General features: G+C 65.3%; 10 protein-coding genes. 2 read left to right on the plus strand and 8 right to left on the minus strand.

Annotated elements, in window-relative coordinates; translation table 11 throughout:
- Positions 1 to 158 precede the first annotated feature (158 nt).
- Entirely contained in the window at positions 159 to 1499 is a 1341-nt protein-coding gene (locus tag WFK98_RS08530) for an OmpA family protein (RefSeq protein WP_336799924.1), read from the plus strand.
- Positions 1500 to 1628: 129 nt separating this feature from the next.
- Here WFK98_RS08530 and WFK98_RS08535 read toward each other — a convergent pair whose 3' ends face one another.
- From WFK98_RS08535 to WFK98_RS08550, 4 genes are all read right to left on the minus strand, one after another.
- The gene (locus tag WFK98_RS08535) at positions 1629 to 2429 is read right to left on the minus strand and encodes an amino acid ABC transporter ATP-binding protein (protein ID WP_277614166.1); all 801 of its coding nucleotides are present in this window, start codon (positions 2427 to 2429) and stop codon (positions 1629 to 1631) included.
- Between the two features lie 19 nt (positions 2430 to 2448).
- Positions 2449 to 3786: an amino acid ABC transporter permease gene (locus tag WFK98_RS08540; RefSeq protein WP_266337584.1), complete on the minus strand. Its 1338-nt coding sequence runs from the start codon at positions 3784 to 3786 to the stop codon at positions 2449 to 2451.
- Between the two features lie 10 nt (positions 3787 to 3796).
- On the minus strand, positions 3797 to 4972 hold the full coding sequence (locus WFK98_RS08545) for an amino acid ABC transporter permease (protein ID WP_336799925.1): 1176 nt from the start codon (positions 4970 to 4972) through the stop codon (positions 3797 to 3799).
- A gap of 167 nt (positions 4973 to 5139) precedes the next feature.
- Complete coding sequence (locus WFK98_RS08550) at positions 5140 to 6162, minus strand: amino acid ABC transporter substrate-binding protein (RefSeq protein WP_266337586.1); 1023 nt, start codon at positions 6160 to 6162, stop codon at positions 5140 to 5142.
- Between the two features lie 330 nt (positions 6163 to 6492).
- Between WFK98_RS08550 and metC the strand changes: the two genes are divergently transcribed.
- Positions 6493 to 7671, plus strand: a complete 1179-nt coding sequence (metC, locus tag WFK98_RS08555) for a cystathionine beta-lyase (RefSeq protein ID WP_336799926.1) — start codon at positions 6493 to 6495, stop codon at positions 7669 to 7671.
- On the opposite strand, the gene WFK98_RS08560 is transcribed toward metC, so the two are convergent.
- The 4 genes from WFK98_RS08560 to WFK98_RS08575 are packed head-to-tail and all read right to left on the minus strand — an operon-like array spanning position 7664 to position 11414.
- Positions 7664 to 8005: a lipid-A-disaccharide synthase N-terminal domain-containing protein gene (locus WFK98_RS08560; RefSeq protein ID WP_266337588.1), complete on the minus strand. Its 342-nt coding sequence runs from the start codon at positions 8003 to 8005 to the stop codon at positions 7664 to 7666. The two genes, metC and WFK98_RS08560, sit on opposite strands and share 8 nt — an antisense overlap.
- Entirely contained in the window at positions 7995 to 8792 is a 798-nt protein-coding gene (locus tag WFK98_RS08565) for a glycosyltransferase family 2 protein (protein ID WP_266337589.1), read from the minus strand. Before WFK98_RS08565 ends, WFK98_RS08560 begins: the two co-directional genes overlap by 11 nt.
- Positions 8749 to 9702, minus strand: coding sequence for a phosphatase PAP2 family protein (locus WFK98_RS08570; protein ID WP_336799927.1), 954 nt, complete (start codon positions 9700 to 9702; stop codon positions 8749 to 8751). Before WFK98_RS08570 ends, WFK98_RS08565 begins: the two co-directional genes overlap by 44 nt.
- The gene (locus WFK98_RS08575) at positions 9699 to 11414 is read right to left on the minus strand and encodes an ArnT family glycosyltransferase (RefSeq protein ID WP_336799928.1); all 1716 of its coding nucleotides are present in this window, start codon (positions 11412 to 11414) and stop codon (positions 9699 to 9701) included. Before WFK98_RS08575 ends, WFK98_RS08570 begins: the two co-directional genes overlap by 4 nt.
- Between the last annotated feature and the right edge of the window lie 40 nt (positions 11415 to 11454).

An 11454-nucleotide genomic window follows, 5' to 3' on the forward strand; every position in this document is an offset into this window, starting at 1 on the left:
ACGCAACCTGAACGGGCCATTCAGCCACCGTTCAGCGGCGCTCTGCGCATATGTCCCTCATGGTTGCCGCAATTGATCGGCATGCAGCAGGCACATTCGGACGTATCGCCGGATCTGTCACGGACAACGGCCGGCCCAGGCCAAGCTTCAGGAATCCCATGAGACCTTCCCAGTTTCTCCTGTTTTCGTCGGTTGCGCTCCCGGTCCTGCTGGGCGGCACATCGCTGGCCTTCGGTGAAGAGGCTGGCTTTAACGCCCGGCCGATCGTCGTCGCCCAGGCCGAGGACCGGGTTGCCCGGGCCAAGGAGCTCCTGGAGCAGGCACAGGAATCGCTCAAGCAGGCCGAAGACACCGGTGGCGACGTGCGCGCCGCGCGCCGCGGCGTCGCCGATGCGATGAAGGACCTGCGGTCGGCCGAAACCGCCGCGGGCGGCGCTCCTGCTCCGGAATCCGCGCCCAGCCCGTCGGAAGAACGGCCGATGCGCCCGGCCCGTCCGGCAGAGGCCAATCCCCAGGTCGAAGGCGGCAGCCAGCCGAAGCCGTACCAGCCGCCGGCCGGTGCCAAGAAGCCTGAGGCACCCGCAGCCAAGCCTGCCCCGGCTCCCTCGCCCGCCCAGACACCGCCAACGAAGCCTGCCCCGGACCGCAAGCCAGCGCAACCCGCGCAGGGCGAAGCGAAACCGAAGCCGTCCCAGCCGCCGACCGCCCAGCCCGACACGGCTCGTCCGGCGCCCGACCGCCGTCCGGACGATGCCGGCAGTCGTCCGCCACGCAACGATCAAAGCCGTCCGGATTCGGCTCGGCCCGGCAACGAGCAGCGGCCGCGTCCCGATGCCCGTCCGCCCCGCCCGGGCGATCGCGATCAGGGTTCCTACCGCGACGACTATCGCGGTGCGCCGCGCGACGTGTTCATCGACGGTTCGCGCCCCGGCGATCGCGAAGTGCCGCCGCCTCCGGGCGCCTATCGCGACGATCCCCGCCCCTACCGCCCGAATGGCCGCTTCATCGATGGTGGCCGCGCCTCCGAGCGGCAGATCGAGGACACGTTCCGCGCGGCGCCGGTCCAGCGCATCGATCGGGGCTATTCGATGAACGAGATCCGCCGTGATCCCCGCGTGCGCGACATGGTGCGCCGCGTCGATATCGATACCATCACCTTCGAGTTCGGCTCGGCCCGCGTTCCCGACGATCAGGTACGCAAGCTGCAGTCGATCGGCCGCGCCATCAGCCGCGTCGTCTACCGCAACCCGGACGCGGTCTTCCTCATCGAGGGCCACACCGACGCGGTCGGCACCGACCTCGCCAATCTGGAGCTGTCGGATCGCCGTGCGGCCGCGGTCGCCGGCATCCTGTCGGATTATTTCGATATTCCCCGCGACGCGCTCGTCAGCCAGGGCTACGGCAAGCGCTACCTGAAGATCCCGACCGACGCGCCGGAACGGCAGAACCGCCGCGTCACCATCCGCAACATCACGCCCCTTCTGCATGGTGGCTACTGAGGCGGATTCCGGACAGGGACCTCGCACGGCGAACCGGAAGAACCGGTTCGCCGGAGCCCTCCACAAGCGAAGGAGCCCGGCAGGTCTACTGCCGGGCTCCTTCGTTTCAGGACAAAACGGACGGATCCATCAGTGAAGGATCTGGCTCAGGAAGAGCTTGGTCCGCTCATGCTGCGGATTGGTGAAGAAGCTGACGGGATCGTTCTGCTCGATGATCTGGCCGCCATCCATGAAGATGACCCGGTTCGCCACCTGGCGGGCGAAGCCCATCTCGTGCGTTACGCAGATCATCGTCATGCCCTCGAGCGCCAGCCCGACCATGACGTCCAGCACTTCCTTGATCATTTCGGGATCGAGGGCCGAGGTCGGCTCGTCGAAGAGCATGACGCGCGGGTTCATGCAGAGCGAGCGGGCGATGGCGACGCGCTGCTGCTGGCCGCCGGAAAGCTGGCCAGGATATTTGTTGGCCTGTTCCGGGATCTTGACGCGCTTCAGATAGTGCATCGCGATGTCCTCGGCTTCGCGCTTCGGCATCTTGCGCACGTTGATCGGCGCGAGCGTGCAATTCTCCAGAATGGTCAGGTGCGGGAACAGGTTGAAGTGCTGAAACACCATGCCGACCTCGCGACGGACTTCGTCGATCTTGCGGAGGTCGTTGGTAAGTTCCTTGCCGTCAACGACAATCTTGCCCTTCTGGTGTTCCTCGAGGCGGTTGATGCAGCGGATCAACGTCGACTTGCCCGAGCCGGACGGGCCGCAGATGACGATCCGTTCGCCGCGCATGACCTTGAGGTTGATGTCGCGCAGGACGTGGAACTCGCCGTACCACTTGTTGACGCCGACCATCTCGACCGCGACGTCGGTCGAGGAAACAGCCAGTTCGGGCGGAGCGGGCTGCAGGTCGGCGGTAGCGACGGAAAGATCCGACATCACGATTTCCCCTTGAACATCATCTGCGACCCCGATCGAGCCGTCTTTCTGTAAACGCAGCATAGCGCGACATCGAGAAACAGAATGCCCAAAACACCATGGCTGCGAAGATATATCCCGTCAGTCCCGTCACCGGCGAGGCCCATTTCGCGTCGTTGGCCGAGGCCTGGATCTGGCCGAGGAAGTCATAGAGGCCGATGATGATCACCAGCGTCGTATCCTTGAACAGCGAGATAAAGGCGCCGACGATGCCTGGTATCACGACGCGCAGAGCCTGCGGCAGGACGATCTTGCGCATCATCTGCCAATATCCGAGGCCGAGCGCCATGGCGCCCTCATACTGGCCGCGCGGGATCGCCTGCAGGCCGCCGCGGATGGTTTCCGCCATATAGGCCGCCTGGAACAGCGCCACGCCGATCAGCGCCCGCAGCAACTTGTCGAAGGTGACACCGTCGGGCAGGAATAGCGGCAGCATCACCGAGGCCATGAAAAGCACGGTGATCAGGGGCACGCCGCGCCAGACCTCGATGAAAATCGTCGAGGCGAGTTTCACGACCGGCATATGCGAGCGCCGTCCGAGCGCCAGCAGGATGCCGAGTGGCAGCGAGGCGACCATGCCGGTGATGGCCACGACGAGAGTGACCAGCAATCCCCCCCAATTCGCCGTCTCGACTGGTTCAAGCCCGAAATCGAAGCCGAACAAGGCGAGCACGACCGCGATGCCGGCGAGCACGATGGCGAGGGTACGACCCGAACCGCGAACCGGCTGGCCCGACATCCAGGCAAACACCCGCACGGCGAGCAGCAGCAGCGCCGACAGGATTGCGTAGTCGAGCGCGAAGCGAAGCGGCGAAGGCGGCATGACGGAGCCAAGAAACAGGCCGCCCTGGTAGCGGACATGCCCACCGGTCAGCAGGATGAAGGCGGCGACCGGAAAGACGATGAGCAGATAGAGGGCGTTCAGGCGTTTGTAGGAGACGCGAGGGATCAGCATCGGGATCAGCCCGATGATCAGCATCAGGAACACGAGGTCGACGCGCCAGCGCTGGTCGATCGGATAGCGTCCATAGATGAATTGCGGCAGATAGGCCTTCACATAGGCCCAGCAGGCGCCGGCCGACTGCACGCAGGCCTGCCGGTCGGCGCCTTCCCAGGTGGCGTCGATCAGCGTGAAGCGGATGAAGGGCGTCAGCGCCCAGGCGACGAATGCCAGCAGGACGATCGTCGTGATGCTGTTCAGGGGGGTGGAGAACAGGTTTTGCCGGAGCCATCCGAGGACGCCGACGGAGCTTCTCGGCGGCGCCTGCGGCTGCAGGATCGTGGCGCTGACATAGCCTTGGCTGTTTGGTGCGTTCATGGCGCAGCCCTCACCGCTCGATCAGCGCGGCGCGCTTGTTAAAGTAGCCCATGACGAAGGAAGTCAGCACGCTGAGGCCGAGATAGAACAGCATCCAGATGCTGACGACCTCGACCGCCTGCCCCGTCTGGTTCAGCACCGTGCCGCCGACCGAGACGAGGTCCGGATAGGCGACCGCGACGGCGAGCGAGGAGTTCTTGGTCAGGTTGAGATACTGGTTGGTGAGCGGCGGGATGATCACCCGCATCGCCTGCGGCAGCACCACCAGCCGGAGGACCTGGCCGCCGCGCAATCCAAGCGACGAAGCCGCTTCCGTCTGTCCGCGGGGCACCGCCTGGACGCCGGCCCGCACCACTTCGGCGATGTAGCTCGCCGTGTAGAGCGACAGCGCCAGCAACAGGCCGATGAATTCCGGAATGATGGTCATGCCGGCATCGGACTGGAAGCCCCGACGCAGGAGTGGCCCCGTCTCGTTGAAGACCGGCACGTCGAAATAGGCCGGTCGGCCGGCAACGAAAAAGGCGATGACCGGCAGGCCGATGATGATGGCCGTATTGATCCGACCGGTCGGCGGGCGGATGCCGGTGCGGTCCTGCCGCTCGCTTCCCCATTTCGAGACAAAGATAGAGATCGCGATCGCGATCGGCACGGCCGCCAGCACCATCCAGGCACCGTCGCTCAGAACCAGCTTCGGAACGTGCAGGCCGCCGATGTTGAGGTGAAAGAAGCCGAGGAACGTCCACTTCTCGCGCATGCCCGGCACGGCGCGCAGAACCGCGAAATACCAGAAGAAGAGCTGCAGCAGCAGCGGAATGTTGCGCAAGATCTCGACATAGGCGGCCGCGACACGCGAGAGCAGCCAGTTCGAGGAAAGCCTGGCGATGCCGACGATGAAGCCGAGGATAGACGCGAAGACGATACCGAGGCCGGCGACGAGCAAGGTGTTCAGCAGGCCGATGAAGAGCGCCCGGCCGTAGGAGGAAGCCTCCGTGTAGGCCGCAAGCTTCTGGACGATGCCGAAGCCGGCCGTTCTATCGAGGAAGCCGTATCCCGCGGCGATGTTGGCCTTCTGCAGATTGCGAGCCGTGTTGTCGATGATGTCCCAGACGAACCAGCCGAGGACGAGCACGAAGACAATCTGGAACGCGTAGCCTCGGATCGTCGGATTGTTCAGAAGGGTAGCCATGCGTCCCCCTGCGGACGCCGCGCCTCTGTCAGCCAAACTTGTATCCCCTCATCAACCGGACCTTTGAGGTCAGCCGTCTTGCGACGGTGCGGCCCGGGTCTTGCTGCCCGTTGGCCGCAGCGGAATCCGGGACGGCGACAGCGCCGCCCCGGATCGATGCGCCGATTCTAGCGAATGGGCGGGGCGTACTGGATGCCGCCCTTCGACCAGAGATTGTTCAGGCCACGCGCGATGCCGAGCGGCGTCGAGGGGCCGATATTGGCGTCGAAGATCTCGCCGTAATTGCCGACGCCCTTGATCACGTTGTAGGCCCAGTCGCTGGACAGGCCGATCGGCTCGCCGAAATTGCCCTCGATGCCGAGGAAGCGCTTGATCTCCGGATTATCGGAGGTCTTCTTCTCGTCGATGTTGGCCTTGGTCAGGCCGAGCTCTTCCGCGTTCAGCAGCGCGAACAGCGTCCACTTCGCCAGCGTGAACCACTTGTCGTCGCCCTGGCGGACGGCCGGCCCGAGGGGCTCCTTGGAGATGATCTCCGGCAGGATCATGTGCTCGTCCGGATTGGTCAGCTTCAGGCGTTCGGCATAGAGGCCGGAGGCGTCGGTCGTGTAGGCGTCGCAGCGGCCGGCCTCATAGGCCTGCAGCACTTCCTCGTTCTTCTCGAACGCCACCACCTCGTAGGGCATGTTGTGCGAGCGGAAATAGTCGGCGAGGTTCAGCTCGGTCGTGGTGCCGGTCTGGGTGCAGACCTTGGCACCCGAAAGCTCGAGCGCCGAGGAAACGCCGAGCGACTTGCGGACCATGAAGCCCTGGCCGTCATAATAGGTGACGCCGACGAACTGCAGGCCGAGCGAGCTGTCGCGCGACATTGTCCAGGTGGTGTTGCGGGAGAGAACGTCCACTTCGCCCGACTGAAGCGCGGTGAAGCGCTCTTTGGCGTTCAGCGGCGTGAATTTCACCTTCTTCGGATCGTTGAAGATGGCGGCCGCCATCGCGCGGCAGAAGTCGACGTCGATGCCGCTCCACTCGCCTTTTTCGTCTGTCGCGCCGAAGCCGATCAAATTGCCGCCATTGGCGCCGCATTGAAGAAAGCCCTTGGCCTTCACGTCTTCGAGCGTGCCCGCCTTGGCTGCCGTCGCACCCGTCAGCGCCATCGCGGCGCCAACCAGAATAGAAGCAATCTTTCTGTTCATCGTTCGGCCTTTTGTTCCCCTGGAGTGCCCATCATTTCGATTGGATGCAGTATCGCCTCGTTTGCGAGATCTTGGCTCCGGCCGATCGACATGGCCGGGTCCTGCATTCATTTCGATGCGTCTAGGCCGGGCGACACCCGCCCGTCACTTGATCCAGACCCCGTGTGTCGGAACCTGAATTGACCCCTGCATCACATGGCATTATGCCAAGCGGGTCAAGGGGGCGCGCTTGTGCCGACAGACCATTGTTGAAGCAAGGTTTTTCGAAGAAGGCATGAGCGCGGGACCACGGTTCGGGCCCCCAGCCTGCTAATTTCTTCGGAGTCCTGCATGTCCCGCAATGACCATGGCCAGTCGATCGAAAAGCCGCTGACGCGCCTCGTGCGCAGCGGGCGGGATCACGGCATCACCGGTCCGTTCGTCAATCCGCCGGTCGTGCATGCCTCGACAGTGCTGTTCGAGAATTCGGACGATCTGCTGAGCGGCCAGCAGCGCTACACCTATGGCCGCCGTGGCACGCCGACCATCGAGGCGCTGGAAGAGGCGATCACCGAACTGGAGGGGGCCGAGGGCTCCGTACTCTGCCCATCCGGCCTTTCGGCCGTTTCGACCGCCCTGCTCACTGTGCTGCGCTCCGGCGATCATCTGCTGATGGCCGACAACGTCTATGACCCGGCCCGGAACTTCGCCAGCAACATGCTGAAGCGGCTCGGCGTCGAGACCACCTTCTTCGATCCGCGGATTGGCGCCGCCATCGCGGAACTGTTCAAGTCCAACACCCGCGCCGTCTATCTCGAGAGCCCGGGTTCGCTCACCTTCGAGATCTCCGATATCCCGGCGATTGCCGCCGTCGCCCATGCCCGCGACGCCTTCGTGCTGGCGGACAACACCTGGGCGACGCCCTATTTCTTCAAGCCGCTGGAGCACGGCGCCGATCTCGCCATCCTGGCCGGCACGAAATATCTCTGCGGCCATTCCGACGTGATGATCGGGACCGTCGCCGCCAATGCGCGCGCCTACAAGATGCTCCGCAGCACGCATGGCGACATGGGGCTTTGCGTCGGCCCGGACGACATCTACCTGACGCTGCGCGGCATCCGCACCATGGGCGTCCGTCTCGACCGGCAGATGGAATCGGCGCTGACCGTGGCCCGTTGGCTGCAGGGCCGCACCGAGGTCGCCCGCGTCCTGCATCCTGGCCTGCCGACCGATCCCGGCCACGCGGTCTGGAAGCGCGATATGACGGGATCGAGCGGCCTGTTCGGTATCGTCACGAACGACTGGAGCCTCGACAAGGTCAAGGCGTTCCTGGACGGCCTGCGGCTGTTCGGGCTTGGCTATTCGTGGGGTGGCTATGAGAGCCTGGCAATCATCGGACGCCCGACGCGCACGGCCGTGCCATGGACGGTCGAGGACCGCATCATCCGGCTTCAGATCGGACTGGAAGACACGTCCGACCTGATCGCCGATCTGGAAGCGAGCTTCGCGCGCGTCAGCAATCTCAGCTGACGGCGCCGCTCTCGCGCGTCAGCTTCCGCTCGTGCAGGATGAACCAGACGTTGCGGAAATAGATGAAGAGGCCTGCTGCCTGACCGGCGATGAACACCGGATCCTTGCGGTAGATGGCATAGATCAGAAGAAGCGCGCCGCCGAGGATCGAAAAGGTCCAGAAGGCGGCGGGCACCACGCTCTTCTTCGCCCGCTCGCTGGCGATCCACTGCACAACGAAGCGCATGGTGAACAGCGCCTGCGCGACGAAACCGAGCAGGATCCAGACGTCGAACTGCTCCACGAAGACGTGGTGCAGCCAGTTTGCAATTGCGCCGAACAGATTACCGGCCATCGATCTTCACCTCTGTCGGGGCGGGAAGGTTCTTCCGCCGCCGGATCAACCACCAGACACCGAAGAGATCGAGCGCGCCGACGAGCGCGCGATCCAGGATGCCGTATTTGGACGTACCGTGGCGGCGATTGCGGTCGACCACGTCGACATGCGCCACCTTGTAGCCTTCACGGATCGTCAGGGCCGGCAGATAGCGATGCCAGCCGTCGAAATAGGGGAACAACAAGAAGACTTCGCGACGGACGGCCTTGAGGCCGCAGCCGGAATCGCGCGTGCCGTCCTTGAGGATCGAGCCGCGCAGCCGGTTGGCGAAGCGCGAGGCCATGCGCTTGGCGCCGGAATCGGTGCGCTTGAGCCTCTGGCCGGCGACGAGCGCGGTGCGGGGACCGCCCTGCTCCAGCGCGTCCAGCATGGCCGGCATGAACTCGGGATTGTTCTGGCCGTCGCCGTCGATGGTGAGCACGACGTCGCCGCGCGCTGCGAGCAGGCCCGTGCGCACCGCGGCGCTCTGGCCGCTCGAGCGGGTATCGCGCATCGAGCGCAGCCAGGGGCGATCGCGCATCAGGTCGCGGATCACCGCCGGAGTTGCGTCGGTCGAGCCGTCGTCGACGACGATGATCTCGAAATTGCGACCGGCCAGGGCAGCGGCGATCTCGCCGATCAGCTCGGGCAGGTTCTCCGCTTCGTTCTTGCACGGAATGACAACCGAAACCTCCGGCCGCGACAGCGGCCGGGCGGTGGCGTCATTGCTCGTCAGGACGGTGTCGCCGGGAGCGGGCATCGTCATAGGAACCGTCTCCGATGGACTTGAGCGCCGCGATCCAGATACGCCGCCCCACGAGCGCATCCAGAAGCCCGGCAAAGAGGATCGCGACACGCGCGGGACTTCCGAATGAGATCCGGATCGCCGCAGTGCGCGCGGTTATAGAGCCGGTCGATCCCCGTGCAAAGCCCCAGCCAGCGGCGGCAAAACGTCCGGCTAGCCAGAGGCTGAAGGCATAGCCGAAGATCAATCCGGCCAGGATGTCGCTAGGGTAGTGCGCGGCGACCACCACACGGCTGCCGGCGATGACAAGACCGAGCAGGAGGAGGCCCAGACGCCAGCGCGGAACGACCAGGAAGCCGAGGGCGATCAGCGCGCCGGCCGTCGTCGCATGACCTGAAGGAAAGCTCTGGAAGCTGTAGGCAAATTCGAACGGCCGCAGCACCAGAGCGCCATATTCGTCGAAGGTCGGCGGCCGGCCGCGGCCGATGAACTGCTTGACGATGTTGACGATGATGCCGGAGCCGGCGATCGCCAGAAAGATATAGGCCGCGAGCGCGCCGATCTCGGCCCAGGCGGCGCGCACCAGCGGCGGCACGATCTTCCAGCGGCCCGAGATCAGCACAAGAACCACGACGCCGGCCGGCACCAGCTCCCATTGCGACTTGCCGAAATAGGACAGCCAGTCGCCGACGACATAGACCGCGCGCGGCAGGGCGCGGGCGCGCTGGACCGACAGGCCATCGAAGGCGAGACCGACGATCAGGATCAGTCCCACGCTGATGATGACCAGCGCCAGAATGTCGGAAAGCTGGAACACCGGCGCATGGATCGACGGGCGCTGTTCGACCCGGCGGATCCGTTCGGCGATGGCCGCGCAGTTCTCGCGCGGCCAGGACAGGCGCTTGGAAAGACGGAAACGCCAGACGCTCACGGAGTCGCGCTCCGCGAGACGAGCACATGGAGATCGAGCATCCGGCCGCCATTTAGCGCATAGCCATGGACACGACCCGCCTCGTCCACCATCATTCCGAGATCCTCTGCCCGCTCTTTGAAGCTCTGCAACTGCCGGCTCTCGACAAAGGCGGCGCGGCAGTCGCCTCCGGCGAGGAAGTTGGCAGCGCCGCTGCCATCCGTCAGCAGCGTGTCCGTTCCGGCGAGCAGGACAAGACTCGGCTCGGCATAGCCGGCGCTGGCAAATCGGGGCTCGGCGCAGAACAGGGCGGCATGGCCGGCACGCGCCAGGTTTTCGCTGATCCGTGTCTGCTGATAGCCGGGCAGCACCATGCCGAAAATTCCGAGATACGTGATCATCGCCGACAGGACTGCGACGATGCTGCTTGATATGGGCGACAGCGTGAACAGCTTGCCGGAAACCAGTCCGACCAGGACGGCGACGAGCAGGACGAGGATGCCGACGACCGGTATCGGCTCGCCGAGCAGGACGGCGACGACGGCCGCGACGATGGCGAAGGCGAACGAGAACAGCGCCGCGCCGGAGGCGGCGAAACGCGCGAACCAGCCGCTCGTGCGGACGCCGCCCCCGTCGAGCGCAGCGGCTGTCGCCAGCGCCATCAGCGGATAGAGCGGCAGCACGTAATGCGGCAGCTTGGTCGGGGTGGCCTCGACGGCGAGCCAGAATGGCACCACCGATACGACCGCATAGAGGATCGCCGGCTGCCTGAACCGGTCCATGATCCAGGAAATGCCGGCGGTGAAATAGGCGGCGGCGGGCCAGAAGGTGAAGAACATCAGCAGCAAATATGCGCCGGGCGGCGCGCCGTGCGATTCCTGGACGCTGACGACCTTGCCGATCAGGTCCTTGCCGACCGCTTCCTGGAAGAAGGCGCCTTTGCTGGCGATGCCGATCGCCACGAACCAGGGCGCGACAACCACCACCATCCAGATCAGGCCGGGCAGCGGCGCCAGTTGCTTGAACCAGCGGAACGAGCCGCCGACGAGCGACAGCAGGATCAACGGACAGGCGACCGCCGCTAGCCCGACAGGGCCCTTGATCAGGATCGAGGCGCCAAGCGCCGTCCAGAAGATCGCGGCGAGCCGGAGGTTCCGCTCTGTCGATTGCGAGAGCCAGGCACGGGCCAAAGCGCCATGCGCCACCAGGATGGTCGCCAGCAGCACGGCGTCCGTCTTGGCCAGCCGCGCCTCGACGCCGAGCAACACCGTGGACGCCATCAGCAGGCCGGCGAGCAGCGCCACGCGCGGACGCCCGAAGGCCATCGCCAGCCACCAGGTCAGGCAGGCGGCGAGAATCGCACCGATCATCGAAGGCAGGCGATAGACGCCGATCGGCGCGTCCGGTCCCGTGCCAGTCGCCCAGACAGCGACCGATTGCAGCCAGTAGATGCCGATCGGCTTCTTGTATCGGGTTTCTTCCTGCAGTCGGATATCGAGGTAGTTGCCGGTCTCGACCATCTGGTGCGTCGCCTGCGCGAAGCGCGGCTCGTCGCGGTCGACCGGCGGCAGCGTGGCGAGGCCTGGCAGGAAGGAGAGCAGGGCCACGACCGCGATCAGGGCAAGGCTCGCCGAAGACGAGCCCGCGATCCGGTCCACCGCCCGTTCGATCCTCGTCGCGAGACGCGCCCAGATCGTGTCCGTCCCGCCTGCGGTCGCCTCGGCCCTGCTCACGCGCTTACCGTCCCATCGACATTCGTGCCCGAAGCCTGCG

The organism is Kaistia sp. MMO-174 (assembly GCF_037147815.1).
Classification (GTDB): domain Bacteria; phylum Pseudomonadota; class Alphaproteobacteria; order Rhizobiales; family Kaistiaceae; genus Kaistia; species Kaistia nematophila.